This is a genomic window from Candidatus Poriferisodalis sp., from assembly GCF_965208485.1.
Classification (GTDB): domain Bacteria; phylum Actinomycetota; class Acidimicrobiia; order Acidimicrobiales; family Poriferisodalaceae; genus Poriferisodalis.
In genome coordinates this window covers 860,642-879,222 of sequence record NZ_OZ242344.1, presented here as the reverse complement: position 1 = coordinate 879,222, position 18,581 = coordinate 860,642, and the positions used below count along the sequence as shown (strand labels likewise).

Annotated in this window: 11 protein-coding genes; 3 read left to right on the top strand and 8 right to left on the bottom strand. The window is 67.8% G+C overall.

Annotated elements, in window-relative coordinates:
• Nucleotides 1–445: 445 nt before the first annotated feature.
• The 3 genes from ACOGXQ_RS04055 to ACOGXQ_RS04045 are packed head-to-tail and all read right to left on the bottom strand — an operon-like array spanning nucleotide 446 to nucleotide 3,879.
• Nucleotides 446–1,189, bottom strand: a complete 744-nt coding sequence (locus ACOGXQ_RS04055; protein WP_419946170.1) for an SDR family oxidoreductase — start codon at nucleotides 1,187–1,189, stop codon at nucleotides 446–448.
• Nucleotides 1,186–2,976: a glutamine--tRNA ligase/YqeY domain fusion protein gene (locus tag ACOGXQ_RS04050; RefSeq protein ID WP_419946169.1), complete on the bottom strand. Its 1,791-nt coding sequence runs from the start codon at nucleotides 2,974–2,976 to the stop codon at nucleotides 1,186–1,188. Before ACOGXQ_RS04050 ends, ACOGXQ_RS04055 begins: the two co-directional genes overlap by 4 nt.
• Nucleotides 2,977–2,982: 6 nt before the next feature.
• Entirely contained in the window at nucleotides 2,983–3,879 is an 897-nt protein-coding gene (locus ACOGXQ_RS04045) for an SCO6745 family protein (protein ID WP_419946168.1), read from the bottom strand.
• Between the two features lie 163 nt (nucleotides 3,880–4,042).
• On the opposite strand from ACOGXQ_RS04045, the gene ACOGXQ_RS04040 reads away from it, so the two are divergent.
• The gene (locus ACOGXQ_RS04040; protein WP_419946167.1) at nucleotides 4,043–4,513 is read left to right on the top strand and encodes an SRPBCC family protein; all 471 of its coding nucleotides are present in this window, start codon (nucleotides 4,043–4,045) and stop codon (nucleotides 4,511–4,513) included.
• Between the two features lie 27 nt (nucleotides 4,514–4,540).
• Here ACOGXQ_RS04040 and ACOGXQ_RS04035 read toward each other — a convergent pair whose 3' ends face one another.
• On the bottom strand, nucleotides 4,541–5,563 hold the full coding sequence (locus ACOGXQ_RS04035; RefSeq protein ID WP_419946166.1) for an HNH endonuclease family protein: 1,023 nt from the start codon (nucleotides 5,561–5,563) through the stop codon (nucleotides 4,541–4,543).
• A gap of 422 nt (nucleotides 5,564–5,985) precedes the next feature.
• On the opposite strand from ACOGXQ_RS04035, the gene ACOGXQ_RS04030 reads away from it, so the two are divergent.
• Entirely contained in the window at nucleotides 5,986–6,411 is a 426-nt protein-coding gene (locus ACOGXQ_RS04030) for a DUF1761 domain-containing protein (protein ID WP_419946165.1), read from the top strand.
• A 30-nt stretch (nucleotides 6,412–6,441) separates the two neighbouring features.
• Here ACOGXQ_RS04030 and ACOGXQ_RS04025 read toward each other — a convergent pair whose 3' ends face one another.
• Nucleotides 6,442–8,025 carry a phosphotransferase family protein gene (locus ACOGXQ_RS04025; RefSeq protein WP_419946164.1) on the bottom strand — a complete coding sequence of 528 codons (1,584 nt, stop codon included), beginning with the start codon at nucleotides 8,023–8,025 and terminating at the stop codon, nucleotides 6,442–6,444.
• A gap of 45 nt (nucleotides 8,026–8,070) precedes the next feature.
• On the bottom strand, nucleotides 8,071–8,274 hold the full coding sequence (locus ACOGXQ_RS04020; protein WP_419946163.1) for a hypothetical protein: 204 nt from the start codon (nucleotides 8,272–8,274) through the stop codon (nucleotides 8,071–8,073).
• A gap of 119 nt (nucleotides 8,275–8,393) precedes the next feature.
• Here ACOGXQ_RS04020 and ACOGXQ_RS04015 point away from each other — a divergent pair, with 119 nt between their 5' ends.
• Complete coding sequence (locus tag ACOGXQ_RS04015; protein ID WP_419946162.1) at nucleotides 8,394–9,695, top strand: dihydroorotase; 1,302 nt, start codon at nucleotides 8,394–8,396, stop codon at nucleotides 9,693–9,695.
• 57 nt (nucleotides 9,696–9,752) lie between these two features.
• On the opposite strand, the gene ACOGXQ_RS04010 is transcribed toward ACOGXQ_RS04015, so the two are convergent.
• Together ACOGXQ_RS04010 and ACOGXQ_RS04005 are read right to left on the bottom strand one after the other, a co-directional pair.
• Entirely contained in the window at nucleotides 9,753–10,943 is a 1,191-nt protein-coding gene (locus ACOGXQ_RS04010) for a CaiB/BaiF CoA transferase family protein (RefSeq protein ID WP_419946161.1), read from the bottom strand.
• A gap of 258 nt (nucleotides 10,944–11,201) precedes the next feature.
• Nucleotides 11,202–18,548: a S8 family serine peptidase gene (locus ACOGXQ_RS04005; RefSeq protein ID WP_419946160.1), complete on the bottom strand. Its 7,347-nt coding sequence runs from the start codon at nucleotides 18,546–18,548 to the stop codon at nucleotides 11,202–11,204.
• Nucleotides 18,549–18,581 lie beyond the last annotated feature (33 nt).

The following is an 18,581-nucleotide window of genomic DNA, read 5'->3' as shown; positions in this document are numbered from 1 at the left end:
TGCAGGCCGGGGCTGTGTCACATACGCGGTGACGCGGTCGATCAGCGGGGACACGGCGGGACGTTCGACGCGCATCGTTGCCGTCCCCGACGCCGGCATCGGGCAGATGCATCAGCTGCTGGTATGGATTGACGCGGACCGCGACCGCGTCCACGACCCCGGCGAGCCCTACCAGTACGTGGCGGCTGATTTCGTTGCGCGTTCGGTGGGGGGCGCGACGCTCGCCGACTACGGGCTGCCCGCTGATTTCGCAGTCGAGATCGTCCCGGGCCGCAGCACCCGCATCGGCCGCGGCGGGTTCGACAGCGAGCTGCGGCTGCGGCTCACCTCCCCCAGCGGGGCGCGGGCGCCGATCGTCGGTGCGCTGGTGGGAGTCACGGCCGTGGAGGCGGGCAATGGATGCGGAAACGAGGCTCAGTTCTTGAACGCTCAGTCAAGGCAGCGGTTACCCCCGGCCGACCAGCGGCATCCCGTTCGCCATCACAGTCATCGTGAGCACGTTCGTGTCGGGCGGCAGTTCGGCCATGTACCGAACTGCCTTCGCGACGTTGGCCACATCCATCACGGGTTCGGTTCGCATGGTCCCGTCGGCTTGGGGCACACCCGTTGCCATGGCCGCCGTCAGCGGCGATTCGGCGTTGCCGACATCGATCTGGCCGACGGTGATGCCGTGATCGCGGCCTTCGAGCGAAAGCGCTTTGGTCAGCCCGGTGATGGCGTGCTTGGTGGCGGTGTACGGCGACGAATTCAGCCGTGGCGTCTGTGCCGACACCGAGCCGTTGTTGATGATCCGCCCTCCTGAGGGTTCCTGGCGCTTCATCTGGGCGAAAGCCGCACGGGCGCACAGCCACGATCCGGTGAGGTTCACAGCAACCGTGTTGAGCCAGTCGTCGACTGGCAGATCTTCCACTGGGACCGGCCGGGTGCCTCGGCCTGCGTTGTTGAAGAGCAGGTCGACCCGGCCGAACCGATCGACTGCGGCTGCGAAGAGTGTCTCTACATCGGCCGGCGACGCCACATCGGCCGTGACGGCGAGCGCTTCGGCCTCGCACGCAGCGACTGCTTCGTCCAGCAGGTCACCACGTCGCCCGCACACCACCACCCGCCAGCCGGCCGCAGAGAGCTCCAGCGCGCTCGCCCTGCCGATGCCGCTGCCGCCGCCGGTAATGATTGCCACACCTTGGCTCATTGTCGTGCCTCTTGTTGTTGCTGGCGCTTCTGGATGTTTGCCCATTCATCGCGCAGCCCGACCGTGCGGTGGAACAGCGCTGGCCCCGTGCTGTCAGACACAGAACTGCCAGGAGCAGGGCTGTCGGCACAGAAGTAGCCGATCCGCTCGAACTGCACGACGTCGCCGGGGCCGATGTCAGCGATCGCCGGTTCGGCCACGCCTTCGAGGACCTCACGCGAGTCCGGGTGCAGGTCGTCGAGCGGATCGCCGGTGCGCTCGCCGGGCAGCTCAGCATCGAAGAGCCGCTCATACAGAGCAGCAGTGATCGGCACGGCGTGCTGGTCGCTCACCCATCCGATTGTGGCCTTCACCCTGCGGCCGTCAGGCGCCTGGCCGCCTGAGGTCTGCGGGTCGTAGGTGCAGCGCACCTCGATGACCTTGCCGTCCTCGTCGGTCACGGCATCGGTGCAGCGAACGAAGTAGCCGGCGCGCAGCCTCACTTCCCGTCCTGGTGACAGCCGGAAGAATTTCGGCGGGGCTTCCAGACGGAAGTCGTCCTCGTCGATCCACAGCGTGCCGCTGAACGGCACCTGCCGGGTGCCGGCATCGGGATCCTCAGGATTGTTGATTGCCTCCCGGTGCTCGGTGACGGGGTTGCCCCCGTCGTCGGTGGGCCAGTTGGTGATCACCAGCCTCAGCGGACGCAGCACGGCCATCCGCCGGAGCGCGCTGGCGTTCAGCTCGGTGCGCACGAACGACTCGAGCAGCTCCGGGGCGTGGCGGCTGTTGGTGCGTGCGACTCCGATGAATGCGCAGAACTCGCGGATCGCAGACGGCGGGTAGCCACGTCTGCGCAGCGCTCTGAGCGTGGGCAATCGGGGATCGTCCCAGCCGTCGACGTGGCCGTCCTCGACTAGCCGGCGCAGCACGCGCTTGGAGGTCACCGTATGGGTCAGCTCCAGCCGGGCGAACTCGGTCTGGTAGGGCCGATCGCCGCTGTGGTCCAGCTCGTCGACGGGCAGGTGCTCCAAGTACCAGTCGTAGAGCGCCCGGTTGTCACGGAATTCCAGCGTGCACAGCGAATGTGTCACGCCCTCGACGGCGTCGCCCTGCCCGTGAGCCCAGTCGTAGGTCGGGTAGATGCACCACCGGTCGCCTTGGCGGTAGTGGTGCTGATGGCGGATGCGGTACATCACCGGGTCTCGCATCTGCATGTTCTCGTGCTGCATGTCGATGCGGGCTCGCAGCACCCGGCTGCCTTCCGGATGCTGGCCGGCTGCCATCTCGCGGAACAGGCGAAGATTCTCCGAGGGCGGACGGTCCCGGTGGGGGCTGTCGGTCCCCGGCCGGCCGAAACCGCCTCGCCCAGCAGAGATGGCGTCGGCATCCTGATCGTCGACGTACGCGAGCCCCCGGCTGATCAGCAGCTCCGCCCACTCATAGAACTGGTCGAAGCAGTCGGAGGCGAAGCGGATCTCGTCGGGCTCGAAGCCCAGCCAACGCACATCGTCGATGATGGCGTCGACGTATTCGGGACTCTCGGTGGCGGGATTCGTGTCGTCGAATCGCAGAAAGCACCGGCCCTCGAATTCCGCCGCAACGCTGAAGTCGAGGCAGATCGCCTTCGCATGACCGATGTGGAGGAAACCGTTCGGCTCCGGCGGGAAGCGTGTCTGGACACGGCCCCCGAACCGGTTCGAAGCGTGGTCCGCCGTGACGAGGTCGCGGATGAAGTCACGCCCGCTGCGCTCGTCTGGCTCAGCATCGGAGTTCGCGGAGCGGGCGGGCCCTGTTCGATCAGGCACAGGTGTTCAGGCGGAGACCGTGACGTGCGGAGGCGGCCACGTCCCCGAGACGGCACCGGTCGCGACCAAGTAGTCCATCACCCGCTCCAGCTGTCCCAGCAGCGTCTCCAGGTCGTCGGCGTCGAGTGCCTCGGCCGCTGCCAGCGAGAGACGATCGGTTTCTGCCTCCACCTCGCGCCGCACGGCGTTGCCGTCGGGCGTCTGGGTTCCCTCGTCGGTGATCAGGCCGCGTTCGACGAGCCGGGCACAGGCGGCGTCCCACTCGTCGAGCGTCCAGCCGCGGATCTTCTGGATCGTGGCGCCGTTGCCGTGTCCGCCGCTGGTCATCATGGCGTGACACTCGACAGGGTCCAGGTCTGCGGCGGCCAGCGCGATGTTGTGCGCATCGAAACGGAATTCCCGCAGCAGGGTGCAGCCATGCCAGAGATCCATGGTGGCGTCGCCACCGTCGTCGCTGGGCCACGGCTGCTGCGCCCAGGCGCCGTACAGGGGCCGCGCCCCGGCAGGCAGATCGGCGGTGAAGCTGCGCAGCGCTGCCGCGGCGCCATCGATGTCGGCCGGCTCGGGGTGCTCGGCCAGTGTGCGGCTCATCGACGCAGTGGTGATCTCGCGGTAACGGGCGAGCACCGCATCGGGCGCCATGATGTCCCAGCATCCGGGCACTGCCCGGGAGACCATGCGAGGGGCGAAGTTGTAGAACACAGAGGTCACGGTGGGCGCGCTCACCGCACCCATCGGGGCGGACCGGTAGGCGAAGTACGCGTGCCACCAGCCCTTGAAACCGTCGTCGTTGAAGCCGTAGATCTCGGGTGAGTAGTAGGCGACCGTGTGGATGGGCTCCACGAACCGGCCCAGCCGGCGGATCGGGCTGCGACGGTCCTCGGTGCGGGGGATCTCGCCCATAGGTGCTCCTGGTCGGGGTGGCGTTCGGGTATCGGCACCGGCGGGTGGCATGGCGACCCGCCCGAAGTGGGCGCCATGGTATGGCGCTTGGACCCGGGAGGCGATGCTGATCCCCGGACGGCAGCCCGGACCGCTCCGGCAGGACGGCACTACGGTTCGGCCCATGACCGTTCACGGAATGCAGCACGAGGCAAGCGTGGAAATCGCTGCGAGCCCGCAAGCTGTCTACGACTTGGTATCGGATGTCCCCCGAATGGGGCAGTGGAGTCCCGAGAACATCGGGGCGGACTGGACGAGCGGCGATCCGGGCACGCAGGGCGCAACATTCGAGGGCCATAACCGGATCGGCGACCGGGAATGGAGCGTGCCCTGCACGGTCAGCCAGGCCCGGGTCGGCGAGTGCTTCGAGTGGGAGACGCGGTCCGATGACCCCGAGGGCCCCTATGTGCGCTGGACCTATCGCATGGCCGCAAATGACCAGGGCGGCACCACGCTGACCGAGATTTGGGACGTGCTCGCGCTGCCCCCCACGCTGCAGCCCCTCAGCGCCGAGCAGCTGGCAGCACGTGCTGATGTCGTGCGCGCCGGAATGGCGACAACTCTCGAAGCCATCAAAGCCGCCGCCGAGTCATAGCCCCGCCGGCGGCCGCCCCGCTGCGGGCTAGGACGTGCAGCCGAGGTCGTTCCGATCGCGATCTAGCCGGTAGGGATCCACGCCGATCTCCTTGACACGGACCGGCTTCTGCTCCCTGGTCAGATCGCCGCAGTTGAGCGCGTCTCCCGGCAGGTTCGGCAGGCACGGCTCGTAGGCCGGGTGGCAGTCGTCGGCGGGTTCGTCGGGGGCCTCCTGGGCCGAGTCTGGCTCAGGTGCGGCGGTGGATTCGTTCTGGGGTTCCGTTGAGGTCTCAGCGAGCGTCACGGTCGCCGATGACGGGGCGTTGAAGACAAATTCGGCACCAGAACAGGACTCGAGCTGAGCGTCAAGCGATCGCTGCTCGGCGGCGTCCATCGCCAAGTTCCAGCGCGCCTTGATCGCAACCCAATCGGCTGCGTACTGGCACCGGTAGCCGGCGTGCGGCGGCCACCAGTCCTGCGGATCCTTCGCTCCCTTGCTGCGATTGGTCGACGCACTGACAGCGATGAGCAAGCGCGGATCTTCCAGGTCGTTCCCGAAGCGTGTCCAGGTGCCGGCTGACCATGCGTAGCCGCCCGATTCCCAGGCTTCGGCGAGCGGCACGACGTGGTCGATGTCAAGATCTGATGCCGTCAGCACGACCACCGAGTCGTAGGCAGAGAACCACGTTCCGTCCGGGAGCCGTTCAGCGGCCAGCACTCGATCTCGCGTCGACTGGCCGCCGCTGTAGAGCCAGCCGTCGAAGACCGCCTCCCGGTCGTATCCGGTTCGATGCTCAGTTTCGACGCGCAGCCGTTCGAACAGGCCGATCACGCTCTGGCGCCGTTGCCGGTCGGCTGCCTCTGCCTCGGGGTCGCGAACCGTGGCTTCAGGGAATGTGACTTGGGGAAATGCCTCTGATTCCTCCACGTCGGCGGCGGTTCCATGGGCCTCGTCGGCCTCACCCGACTGGACGTCGTCGATGGCACGCTCTTCACCCGAGGGATCTCCGTCGCGCTCGCGGGAGACGTCGTCGACCGAAGCTGCTGGGGATGTAGTCGCTGCTGGCATCGGGGCCTGAGCCGCCGCGGTTGTCGGAGCCGCCTGCGGAGATGGTTGATCCGCAGAAGTTCCTGCTGTGGAGCGGGCGGCATCTGACTCGGCTGGCTGTGGCCGAGTCTCGGCGGTGTCGGGAAGTGACTCCGTCGAAGCGGGGCGAGAGTCCGAGACTGACGCATCAGGTTGGTTCGCCTCGGTATCCGCCGCGCCGCCGGTTCCGGTGCCGCACGCCGCGAGCACCAGTACGGCGCCCACCAGCAGGCGACCGAGCTTCCGCCTCGCAGCGCTGCGACGTCTCTCGATGGCCCAGCACCAGCTCACGAGCGCGCAACTTAGGTCCCAAGACGGAGGGTTGGCGGGATGGCTCGTTCGACCTGAGTGCAGCCCTACGCTCCGGGCATCAGCTGCAAGGAATCGCTGGGGAGGGCAGTCGCATGGACGCAATGGATCTCGGAAGTCTGAACTGGTGGGCGATCATCGTGGCGATCTTGTTCAACCAGGTGCTCGGGGCGGCGTGGTACAGCACCCTCGCGAAGCCGTGGATGGCCGAAGTCGGGCTGACCGACGAGGACATGGAGGCGATGAAGGGCACCCCGCGCCAGTGGTACCCCTACGTGCTGGCGATCGTGCTCGCATTCGTCTTCACGCTGGCGCTGGCACTGCTGGGCCAAGGCCTCGATGTCGACTCATTCGGCGAAGGTCTCGGGCTCGGCGTGCTGGCCGCAGTGGGCTTCGTCGTCACCTCCAACGGCATCAACTACGCCTTCGAGGGCCGCAGCCTCAAGCTGCTCGCGATCAACGCCGGCTATCCGCTGGTCTCCTACAGCGTCATCGGCGTACTGCTCGCGCTGTGGCAATAGCCACCTGCCGCCGTCGCATGGTCGGCGCCCTCAGTGGCCGGCGATGTGGCGGAAGGCTGAGTACTTAGGCTGATCGATGGCCACTCGGTGTGCGACAGAGGTGCGCAGATAGTCCGCCAGTCCCGGCTCGTCCAGCGGCATCGAGCCGTCCCGCAGGCAACGGACGAGCTCCCAACGTCCTGCGGTGACCTGCTCGGCGACCGCAGCGTCAGAATCAGCATCCGACGCAGCGCCTGAGTTCGCCGGCAACGTCGCGTCGCCGACCAGCGTGGCGAGCCGCTCCAGCTCGTAGCGATGGAGCTGCGGGCCGATCAGGCGTTCCCGCAGCGCGATGTCAATCGAATTGCCCGCCACGAGAGCCAAGAAGTTCGTGCGCCCCTCGGTGGCCTGGCGGACCTCACCATGGAGGAAGTCGCGCACGCTCTCGAGCAGCTCGTCCACTCGGGGCATGTCGCCCGCCGCGGCATGCGCCTCTGCGCTGGTGTGGCTGCCGCCGAGCGCTGACGGGCCGCTCGGGCGACGGCCGAAGTCGGCTTCGAGCAGGCCCAGCTCGGTCACCGCGGGCAGGAACTCCACCGGCCCGGGAATGATGAGGTTCACGCAGTCGAGCTGGCACTCGGAGCTGCGCCGGCCGATGCCGGGCCGTTCCACGGTGGCATCGGAGCCCATCCGGTAGCGATCCGCCATGCCGAGGCAGCCCACCGCCCACCAGAACGAGCCGAACACCTCCCAGTACTGCACCCGGCCCCGGTCCACCGGCGTGCCGGCGACGTCTTCGTAGCCGGCGAACAGATCCTCGTACTCTCCGAAGCCGCCGACGGGCAGATGCCGCTGCCCGAAACGCCACGAATTGGTGCACATCCAGCCCAGGTCGCGCATCGGGTCGCCGATATGCGCGGTCTCCCAGTCGAGCACCGCAACGAGACCCTCGTCAGGATCCACCATGACGTTGCCGTTGCGGAAGTCGTTGTGCACCAGCGTCGCCTGGAACGATCCGCGGCCTTCCAGTTGGGTGGTCAGCCACCGGCCCGCGTAGTCGATCATCGGCTGGGGAGTGGGCATCTCCTTGTAGCGGTCCCACGACTCGGCGAGATACTCGGCCGGATCGACCTGTCGGAGCACGCCTGCCAGGCCCGTTGCGTCCAGATCGATGCTGTGGATGCGCGCCATCTCCTGCCCGCACTGGTACGCCAGCCGCGAGCGCGCACCGGCCAGCTCGGGCGCTCGGGCGATGCGGGCGCCCAACGTCTCGCCGTCCAGCCATTCCATGAGGAATCCGGCACCGATGCCGTCGCCGGACGCCAGCACGTACAGCACCTCGGGCTCAGGTACGCCTGCTGAGCGTGCCGTGCTCATGCACATCGCCTCGGCTTCCACGCCGGTGACGTTGTCGCCCTCTCGATCCTCGCCGTCGGGCCCCCGGCGCAGGCAGATGTCGAAGGTTGCGTCGGCATCCGACTCACGGCGGCCGCGCAGCCGGTAGGTCTCCATGCTGGCGCCGCCGCTCAGCCGTTCAGCGTCCTCCAAGCGGGCGCAATCGGGTATCTCACGGCGCACGACTGCATCGAGCGCATCGAAGAAGTCCGGCAGCCGATGCTGATGCTCGCCCGTCACCGTGCGCTCCCCGGACGGAATTCGAATCCGGTGCGAATCCGCAGATCAGCCGTCGGTGTCGAAGACCTTGCCGGAGGCGGTCTCGGCACGGCTGGCCTCGGCGAACTCGGCGGTCACCGAGCGCAGCTCGCCGAGCCAGTCAGAATCGACGAATCCCGGCAGGCACAGGTAACCGTTCGCCTCGTAGTCGGCACGCCGGCGGTCCGTGATGAGATCGTTGGCAGGCGGGGCAACGTCGGCGAGTGTCATGACCGAAACCGTACCGGGCACTGCTCTGCGATACCTGCGTGCTCAGGCCGACCGTGAAGTCGGCCACCAGCAGTGCCGTGATCTCGGCGATGAGCGCGGCAGCGAAGTAGCGTGAGACGATGACTGCGGAGCTGGTGATCTCCGGGGGTCGATTAGCGGTTCCGACCGAGGCTGTTGACCCGGTTGATGTCGTCATCGACGGGGGGCACATCGCTGCGGTGGTGCCGGCAGGAGAGGCCCCGGCGGCCCGTCGGCGCCTGGACGCATCGGATGCCTGGGTGATGCCCGGTTTCGTCGACATCCAGGTGCACTTCCGGACTCCAGGAGGCACCGAGAGCGAAGACATCGCCTCAGGCGCTGCGGGAGCAGCCATGGGTGGAGTGACGGCCTGCGTGATGATGCCGAACACGATTCCGGCGATTGATTCGCCTGCCATGGTCCGGGAGGTCTTGGGCATGGCCGCTGGCGCGCCGTGCGATGTCCGTACGTCCGCCTGTGTCACTGCGGATCGCGCAGGGGAGCGCCTTGCCGACCTAGGTGCGCTGTATGCCGCAGGAGTGCGGGTCTTCACTGACGATGGCGACTGCGTCGCCGACGATGCGCTCATGGGAGCGGCGCTTGCGGCCACCGTCAAACTGCGCGGCGCAGTCATCAGCCAGCACGCCGAGGATCCCGCAATGGTCTCGGGCGGCGTGATCAACGAGGGGCCGGTCGCGGAGCGACTCGGCGTGCGTGGCAGACCAGCCGAAGCCGAAATCTCGGTAGTGCATCGGGACATCGAGCTTGCACGGCGCACCGGCGGTCGCCACCATGTGCTGCACCTGTCGACTGCGAGCGCGATGGAACTCGTGGCGCAGGCCAGACAGGACGGCGTTCGGGTGACCGCCGAAGTCACCCCCCAGCACCTCGTGCTCACCGAGAACGACGTCGAACAACTCGGCACGACCGGCAAGATGAACCCCCCGCTGCGCTCGGCCAGTGACGTAGCGGCGCTGCGGAGGGGAATCGTCGATGGTGCGCTGGACGCCGTTGCGACCGACCACGCTCCGCACCATCCCTCTCTCAAGGACTGCTCTCTCACGGATGCGGCACCGGGCATGATCGGGGTGGAGACGATGGCGTCGGTGGTGTGGTCTGAGCTCGTTGCCTCCGGCGGGATGTCGCCGGCTCGTTTCGTTGAGGTCGTCTCGACGGCACCCGCTCGTATCGCTGGTATCACTGACCACGGCAAGCCGATCCGTCCCGGCAGCCCTGCCAACGTCACGGTGTTCGACCCGGCCGAGGCGTGGACGGTTCGCGCCGCTGACCTGCAATCGCGCAGCCTCAACTCGCCTTGGGTCGGACGCACGCTGACCGGCCGTGTGCGTCACACAGTGCTGACCGGAAGCCCGGTCGTGGTCAACAGCAACTTGTGCTCATGAGCGAAGAACCCCAGGCGCACCAGCTGCGGGACGCGCCCGGAGGCCTCGGCAGCACAGTTACCAGGCGCCGGCCTCGCGCCAAGCTTCGAGCTCTTCCCATTCGGCGCCGGCTTCCAGCAGCACTTCCTCGGTGTGCTGGCCCAACTCGGCCACCCAGGTTCCCGCCCGGGTCGGCGTGTCCGACATTGTGATCGGGCAGCCCACCCAGGTCTGGGGGCCCCACTCGTCGTGGTCAGCTTTGACGAGATAGTTGTTGGCGTAGGGCTGATCGCTGGCGACGACCTCCGAGTGCGACCGAACGGGACAGAAGCGCTGTTCGGCTGCTTCGAGTCGCTTGGACCATTCCTCGGTGCTGCGGGTCTGGAACACCTCGGTGAAGAATGCCCGCATCTCCAGTGCCACCTCCTTCGGCACGAAGTAGGCGTTCCAGGTCGGATGGTCGACAAGGTCAGTGCGTTCGATTGCTTCGCACATGCTTGGCCACAGGTGCTCGGGGCAGCCGGCCATGGCGAGCGCGCCGTCTGAGGTCGGGAATACGCCGTACAGCGCATGCACCAGCGGATGACCGCCGTTGGAACGGCCGGCCTCCTCCCCGGTCAGCAGCAGGTGCGTGTACTCCGTCGCCTGCAGCCAGATCTGCCCGCCGAGCAGGCTCACGTCGACTCGCTGGCCCCGGCCGGTGCGCTCCCGTGCGTACAGCGCCGCCAGGATGCCGGTTTGGAGGTTCTGCGCCCCGCAGTGGTCGGCGACGAGTGCGCCGTAGGTCGACAGCGGGCCGCCGTCGAAGCCGCTCGAGGCGACGACTCCGCCGGCCGCCTGCCCGGCGATGTCGGCGCCTTCCCGGTCAGCGTCAGGTCCGTAGGGTCCCATAAAGCTGCCAGCGGCCCAGATGATGCGGGGATTCACCGCTGCCAAGTCGTCATAGCCGAGGCCCCACTCATCAAGTGTCCCCGGCTTGAAGTTCGACAGCACCACGTCGGCGGTCTCCACGAGCTTCAAGAACGCCTCGCGCCCTGCATCGGTGCGCAGGTCCAGCGTCACTGAGCGCTTGCCCCGGTTGCATGCGATGAACACCGAGGTGTGCCCGAAGTCCTCGAGCATGTCGACGTGACGCCCGACATCTCCGATCTGCGGCAGCTCGATCTTGGTGACCTCGGCGCCGAGGCCGTGCAACATCGCGCCGGCCTGCGGACCCTGCACCAAGGTCGAAAGGTCGAGGACTCGTACTCCGTCAAGTGCACCGGGCATGGCTGCTCCTTTGTCGCGCCGAAGAACTGCGCTTGGGTCGGCTGTGGTGCGGAAAGATCGTAGTGAGCGGTCGTCGAATCTCTCACCCCTGCGTTTGCATGCCCATAGAGCGAAACTCAGCCGCAGCGCCCGGTGCGGGGTGCCCGATTGGGGGCTGCGGTTGCGCTGTGGGCCAACGTGGCCAGCATCAGGCGGCATTGGCACGCAGGTCACCGGTGGAGGTGGCCGATCAGCCTGCTGAACGCCGGGCGGGAGCGTTCATCGGGATTCCGCCAGAATGCGGCGGGCCGCCTTCGCGGCGGTGTCTGCCCGGGTCTGGCCGGTGATTCGCCGGATGTCGGCACCAGCGGGCGCGGCGTCTGTGAGCGCGTCTCGCACGTCGTCGCCGACTGCTGCGCGGCCGCCGACGATGATGATCTCGGCGGGCCGGTAGTCGGCGACAAGAGCCGATGCGGCCTTTGGCAGCGTGTCACGCTCGGTGTAGGCCACGGCTGCGTTGTCGGTGGCGGCGGCCAGCGATGCGGCAACTCCGACATCGGGAGGGGACCAGCCGTTCGCGATGATCAGGGTGATGTCGCGGGTCGCCGCATCGGGGTCGCCCAGCACGCGCCGTGCTGACTGGGCGGAGGTATCGACGCGGTCGGCGCCCGTCAGCCGCGACACGCTTGTGGCGGCGCCTGCCGTGCCCAGGACGGCGCGCCGCACTTCGTCGCTGACCGCTGCGGCACCGCCGACGATGATCGCACGGGTCACTTGGTAGTCGCGCAGCACCGACGCGGACGGCTCAGGCAGTCGGTCCCGCTGAACGTACAGCACCGCGGACCGGCTGATGCGTGCCGCCAAGGCGGCTGCGGCGCCGATGTCCGGCGGACTCCAGCCATTTGCGATGATCGCCGTGACCCGGCCGGCGTCGGCAGGGCTGCCCAGGATCCTCCTCGCGACACCCGCTGCGGTCTCGGAGCGGTCCGCGCCGCTGACTCGCGTGATGCCGGAATCGGCCGATGCGAGCCGGATCTGCGTGCGTACGTCATGGTTCACAGCGGACAGGCCTCCGACGATGATCACCTCGGCGGGAAGCGCCTCCCGCAACAGGGCCGATGTCTCCGAAGGGAGGCCGTTGTCGGCGGTGTACGTCATGACGGCGCTGCTGGTGCGTGCAGCCATCACCGAGGCGACGCCGACGTCTGCGGGGCTCCAGCCGTTGGCCACGACGAACGTGACGACCCCCACGTCAAAGTCGCCGCTGCCGCCGCTGCCGCCGCCGCTGCTGCCGCCGCTGCTGCCGCCGCTGCTGCCGCCGCTGCTGCTGAGGAGCGTCGGGGCCGGTTCAGCCAGCGCGGCGAGCACAACACCGTTGGCCGAGACGGCCTTCAGCGACTTCGGCGGGTCAAGAGGATCGTCGTGCAGGTCGCGGTAGCTGACCGTTGCCCGCAGCCAGTGCCCCACGTCGTCGCTGCGGGGCCGATAGCTCGCATCGGCAGCGTTCATGATCTCGACCCACGATGCCGGATTGTCGAACGCTGCGGATCGTTCCCATTTCCAAGCCTGGTCTCGTACAGCCCCGTCCGGGTCGGTCAGCCGTGCATGCAGGGTCCGGCCGACTGCCGGGTTCACTGAGGACAGTTCGAGGACTCCGTCTTCGTCGACGTTGATGAGCGTCACTGTCGCTGCAAGCGTTCCGTGGCTGGTGCCGTCGAAGGCTCGCACCGTGACGTCGTATCGGTTGTCACGGTTCGCGTCGGCCCGGCCTTCGAAGTCCGGGAGCGTCGCGAACGACAGGCGGCCTGCCGCGTCGATTCGGAAATGGCGGGCGTCGGGTCCGCCGACGGACCAAGTCGGGGTCACATTGTCTTCGGGGTCGAGCGCCGAGTAGAAGCTCACGGTGCCTAGGCGATTCTCGTTCCAGTCGATGTTCGTCGCGCCGCTCACCACCGGCGCTTCGTTCACGTCAGTGACTCGCACTGTCACTTCGAGCTCTCCGGTGAGGCTGCCGTCAGATGCCTGCACCGTGATCTCATAGTCGTTGCTGCTCGCAGCGTCGTAGTCCGGCTGGCTCGAGAACCGGAGTTCGCCGGTGGTCTCGCCGATCTCGAACCGGCTCGCATCGGGACCGGACACATCCCAGGTCACGCTCTCCCCTTCGGGATCTGCTGCGGTGTAGCGTGCGACACGGTCGGTGCGGCCCTCCGCGTAGCTCGGCGACGTCGGGCCGGATATCTCGGGTGCCTCGTCCACATCGGTGACAGCGACGGCGACTCGCTGCGTGCCGGTTGCGCCCGAGGGATCGCGTGCTGTCACCGTGACGGTGTATGACGGCGAGGTCTCGTGATCCAGCACTGCTGTGGTCGTCAGTTGCCCTGAGGCGTCGATCGCGAACCGTGCAGCGGAGGCCGTGTCCAGCGAGTACGTCAGGATGTCACTGTCGTCGAGATCTGTCGCGGTGACCGTTCCGGTGATCTCGGTCCCTGCCGGGGAGTTCTCCTCGACAGATCGCGGGACGGTTCCCGAGTTCGGGAACTCCGGAGCATGGTTGACTCGGTCGTTCAGCCGCACTGCATTCGCCGAGACCGCCCGGGCTGACCTGCGGGCAACGCCGCTCTCGTTGTCACGGTAGGAGACGGTCGCCCGCAGCCAGTAGCCGATGTCGCCGCCGCTCGGCGTGTACGACGACCCGGTCGCACCGGTGACGGCCGACCAGGCTGACCGGTTCTGTGAGCGTTCCCAGGACCATGCCGTATCCGTCACTCCGCCGTCAGGGTCCGTCAAGGTCGCGGTGAACGGGGTGGCATCCTGCGGCTGCGGCGACGAGAACGACACCGACCCGGTCTCGGCCACGTTGGTCACCATGACCGTCAGCCGTCGGGTCGCGGTGTGGACGCCGTCGCTCGCCCTCACCGTCACGGCGTAGGAGTTGTCGGCGCGTGCGTTCTCCGGCTTCTCGAAATCCGGCGTCCGCGTGAACGCAACTGCGCCGGTGGCCTGCCCGATCGTCATGTCTGCTCGGTCTGCGCCGGCCAGCGTCCAGGTGATGCGGTCCATCTCGGGATCGGCTGCCTCGAACCGGGCGACTTCGCCGGTGTGCCCCTCAGCGACGCTGACAGATCCGCTCGCCGGTGCTCCGGTGATCAGCGGCGCCTCGTTCACGTCGGTGACGTTGACCGTTACCGGGAAGGCATCGTCGATGTCGGGAACGGCGTCATCGACTGCTTCGCCGGCTGTGTCCGTGCGGTCCGACACGTGCAGCGTGACCGAGTACGCGTCTTGTGACTCATGGTCCGGAGGACTCCTGAACCTCAGCACGCCGCCTACGGCGGTCCGGCCGATGGTGAAGGAATCCGCGTCCGGCCCCGACAGCGACCAGGTCATGTCTTCGCTGTCCTCGGGGTCGTTGGCCTCGTATGTGCCGACCGCGTTCGTTGCGTTCTCCGGGTAGTTCACCGACGCGTTGCCGGAGATCTCGGCTCGCTCGTTGACGTCCTGCACCTGCACGCGCAGTGAGACGACATCCCCGAGGCCCTCCGTGTCGCTCGCGAGCACGTCCACCTCGTAGATGTTGTCGCGGTCGTGGTCGGCCGGCATCTCGAAGTCCGTCGGCGCCGCGAAACGCAGGACGCCTCCGGCGATCGTGAAGTCGAGACGGTCGACGCCCGCCAGCGCCCAGGAGACGGCTTGCTGCTCAGGGTCCGCCGCGTTCAGCGCATGCAGGCTCGCAGTGCTGCGGGAGTTCTCGTCGGCTCTCAGAACTCCGGCAGGCGCGTTGGTGATCCGCGGCGCTTCGTTGCGGTCGGTGACGGTCACTTGCACCGGCAGCCGCAGCGTCTCCCCGCCCAAGACCGCGGACAGCTCGACGTCGTAGACGTTGTCACCGTCGGCGTCCCCCGGCGACTCGTGGTCAGGAGCGTCCTCGAACTTCAGCGCGCCGTCCACAAGGCGAAACCGGTGGGCGTCAATTCCGCCCAGCATCAGAGCCGCTGTCTCGCCTTCGGGGTCGTCTACCTCGTACGACGCCACGTCCGCAGCCGAGTTCTCAGGATGCTCGACGGCCTCGGGGCCGAGAATTGCTGCCGGCTCGTCGACGTCGTTGATCTCGACGCTCACGACGACGGTGTCGTCGACGACCGGCGCGGGCGAGTCCGGCTCGTCGTCGTCGTCCCTGCCGTCGCTGACCGACACCGTGACGGCATAGGACTGCATCTGGGCGCCGTCTTCGAAGTCCGGGTCGAACCTGGTCGTGATCTGGCCGTCCGCGTCGATGTCGAAGAGGTCTTCGTGAGACCCTGCGAGGGAGTAGGCGAGCGCATGTCCGAGGACTCGGCTTTCGTAGTCCCTCGCTGCGACCGGCGGCCCGACGGCCGCGCCGACGCCGGCGTTCTCGTCGACCGCGCGGCTCGTCCGCTCGCCGTCGGGGAAGAACGGCTTGCTGTTGCTCGCGCCCGGCGTGCCCCTCGCGGCAGCCGACCAGTTGCCGGGCCGCCCGGCGACTGCCCGCACTTGCACGTCCCGGGCGTGCACGTCGCCGACGCCGAACGCGATGGTCGCGGTGCAGCTGCCGGCAGAGCAGTCGACGTCCTGCGTCGTCCACTGAGCGTCGGCTCTGTCCGCCGCGTCGGCCCGTATGTGGCGGATCTCGTAGCCGGCGACGCTCCCGCTTTCCGAGTCGGCAGGCTCGTCCCAAGCGACGACGAGCGCCTGGGAGGCGGGCTGCACATAGCTCAGCGACACCGCGCCGGGCTTGGAGCGATGCCCGTAGACCTTGAGATCCCATGAGCGGACGACGTTGGGAGGCCCGCCGGACAGTTGATCGGAGACGACCAGAGTCCATGCGCCGCGCGGGTCCTCCCCGAGATGCTTGGCCGACCCGAATCTGAACGCTCCGGTCATCGGGCAAGGGCAGCGGTATTGCACGGGCGTCGACAGCGTCGACTTCGTGCCGGACGGGGACACCAGCTCGATTCTCAGGTCGCGGAAGTCTGGGGCGTCGAAGTCCGCAGTCACTTCGACGAACTCGGCGAAGTCGAGGTCGCCTTCCAGCGTCACCGAGGCGCTCACGTTCCCGCCGGTCCCCGCGACGGCGCGCGGGACGCCGTAGGACCCCGCCGCGGTGCGCAAGCCCGGCAGCTTGGGCCAGCTCCCTGCGAGCTGCACAGCAGCAGCAGCGTCCACGACCCCGAACCCGTACTGGTCGTGGTAGCTGTACCTGTCGGTGTCCGAGCCGTGCTTCACGGCGCCGACGCTCCAGCCCAGGTTCGAGGCATCGTTCTTCCGTGCCGAATTCGCCAGGATCAGCTTGACGTCACGCCACGACAGGGTCGCATCGACGGATCGCACCAGCGCCGCGACCCCGGAGACGATCGCAGCGGCCGCGCTCGTCCCGCCGAAAGTGCTGTAGGCGTCGTAGGAATCAGTCGTCACCAGCCTCTGCGACGTGCTCCCGATGGGCGCGCATACCCACAAGTTCGGGCCCTGCTCCGACAGGCTGAGGGGCCTCCCGTTCGCGCCGACGGCACAGACGGCGGTCACGCCGTAGAAGTTCAGATGCTCGCGCAGCGACGTGAGGCTGGTGGCCCCATCGTTTCCCGACGCGAAGACGTACAGCGTTCCGTTGCCGCCGCTGCCCTCGCGCAGGCCGGACTCGACCGCGAGCACCCACAAGGCAGAGGCCCTGCTGTAACTGCTTTTTCCGCCACTGCGATTGAATCCCCAGCTGTTGTTCGACACGTCGGTCACCGCACGGTTGCGGGCAGCCGCGTCGGCTGTGTTGGCTGTCGTGAATGCCCACAGCAGGTCGTAGCCGTGGAGGCTCGCGTCCGGCGCGACGCCTCGCACTCCTATCGCGTTGTCGTCGGCTGCGATGAGGCCGGCGACCTGGGTGCCGTGGCTGTGGTAGGTGCTCGGCAAGTTGCGGCGGCTCGCCGAGTGAACGTCCCCGCCGCCGCGGTAGCTGTGATTCCGGGCCACGACGACATTCCGGCGCAGGTCTTCGTGACGATGGTCGAGGCCGTCATCCACCACCGCGACGCTGACTCCTGCGCCCATCGTCGTCGTCCATGCCTCTCTGACATTGATGTCCTCGCCGACGGTGCCGCCGTACTGCCCGCTGTTCTCGAGATGCCACTGGCAGCCGTAGTAGCTGTCCTCGATGCCGTCGGGCGGGTCAGCGCAGCCCAGCGAGTCGCGCAAGTCGAACGGGTTGACCCCCGCGAGCAGCACATACCCCCCGTCCCACCTCGTCGGGTCGCCGGCTGTGACCCGGACGTAATACACCCCGGCCTGCAGCTCCGCGGCGATGACGTCGCTGTACTCCCTGTCCTCCGAATCGGTGCTGTCGGCATACGGACGATTCGTGGTGCTCATCGCGACATCGTTCGAGTCCCTCAACTGCAACGACACCGCTGCGCTGGTGCTGCGGGCCTCGATGAGGAGCCGCTGCGTCTCGGGCAGACTGAGCTTGAAATAGTCCGCGTCGTCGGCCGAATTGACGACTCCGCCGGTCACCTCCCCCCCCACTCTCAGCGGAGCGGCCGACGCGGCAGTATCGCTCCCGGCCGCAGGAACAGCCAGATGCAGCAAATAGCCGGCACCGGAGCTCACACGGATGTAGTAGGTGTGGGCTGGGAGAAAAACGTTGATCGCCCCTCCGGGCCCGGGCTGTGCGAAGTCGTAGCGGACCCATGTGAGCTTTTCTCTGTAGTTGACTTCGTGCAGGGAGATCGTCGGGCCCGAGTCTGTTCCCGAGACATGCATGAACACCCAGCTGGCGCGGGTCAGCTCAAGCCTGAAATAGTCATACTTATCGGATGGGACGCTTCCCGGCTGAAGCATGCCCCCGAGAGTGTCGCCGAGAAAAATGCTTCTGGCGTCCGCAAACCCGGTCGAGTCCGGTGACGCGTCGACATGCAGCGTGTAGCTTCCGGTCGCGGCGGCGCCGCCCGACACGCCAAGGTAGTAGGTGCCGGCGGCGAGCACGTCATGGAGCCGAAAGTTGCCGTCTCCCGAGCCCGGGTACGCGTCGTCATTGGAGAGCAGCAGGTCGCCCCGCCAGTTGTACAAGCCGGCGGACGTGTCTGTGTCGCCCGAGCTCCACGCCGCGAACTCGCGCTCGGCACTCAGGCTGAGCCGGTAATAGTCGACGTCGTCGGCGGACTCGATGACACCTTGAACCGGCAGCCCAACGGCAGCCGCCGCCGCACCCGACAGCGTCCCGCCCGGGTCCGCAGGAACGCCCGCCGACGTGGCCGACCAAGCGCCGTCCGACGAAGCCACGGCACGCACCTGGACATCGTAGGAGACGCCGTTCTCCAGCCCCGCGACGATCGCGACGAGACGCCCGCCGGTCCACGCGTCATCGATCGTGGTCCAATTGCCCGGATCGCTCTTCTCCTCGGCAGTCGCGCTGCTCGCAATGCGGCGCAAGTCGTATGCCGTGATGCCGGACACGCCCGACGGCGCGGACCACGCAACAGTCAATGCCTGGTCGCCGGGGGCGATGCGGTCAATCGCCAGAGCTGCGGCGACCTGCGCAGACGAATCCGACGGCACCCCCACCAAGATCGCCACTGTCACTGCCAGCGCCGTCCGAACCGCAACGCGTCCCACGCTCGCCATGCTGCACCCCGACCACGCCCGAGGGCCGGCGGG

What these genes read in the sequence shown, in the direction of transcription:
- ACOGXQ_RS04005 (WP_419946160.1), bottom strand. Translation starts at nt 18,548, where the DNA reads ATGGCGAGCGTGGGACGCGTTGCGGTTCGGACGGCGCTGGCAGTGACA.
- ACOGXQ_RS04020 (WP_419946163.1), bottom strand. Translation starts at nt 8,274, where the DNA reads ATGACACTCGCCGACGTTGCCCCGCCTGCCAACGATCTCATCACGGAC.
- ACOGXQ_RS04030 (WP_419946165.1), top strand. Translation starts at nt 5,986, where the DNA reads ATGGACGCAATGGATCTCGGAAGTCTGAACTGGTGGGCGATCATCGTG.
- ACOGXQ_RS04010 (WP_419946161.1), bottom strand. Translation starts at nt 10,943, where the DNA reads ATGCCCGGTGCACTTGACGGAGTACGAGTCCTCGACCTTTCGACCTTG.
- ACOGXQ_RS04040 (WP_419946167.1), top strand. Translation starts at nt 4,043, where the DNA reads ATGACCGTTCACGGAATGCAGCACGAGGCAAGCGTGGAAATCGCTGCG.
- ACOGXQ_RS04015 (WP_419946162.1), top strand. Translation starts at nt 8,394, where the DNA reads ATGACTGCGGAGCTGGTGATCTCCGGGGGTCGATTAGCGGTTCCGACC.
- ACOGXQ_RS04035 (WP_419946166.1), bottom strand. Translation starts at nt 5,563, where the DNA reads ATGCCAGCAGCGACTACATCCCCAGCAGCTTCGGTCGACGACGTCTCC.
- ACOGXQ_RS04045 (WP_419946168.1), bottom strand. Translation starts at nt 3,879, where the DNA reads ATGGGCGAGATCCCCCGCACCGAGGACCGTCGCAGCCCGATCCGCCGG.
- ACOGXQ_RS04055 (WP_419946170.1), bottom strand. Translation starts at nt 1,189, where the DNA reads ATGAGCCAAGGTGTGGCAATCATTACCGGCGGCGGCAGCGGCATCGGC.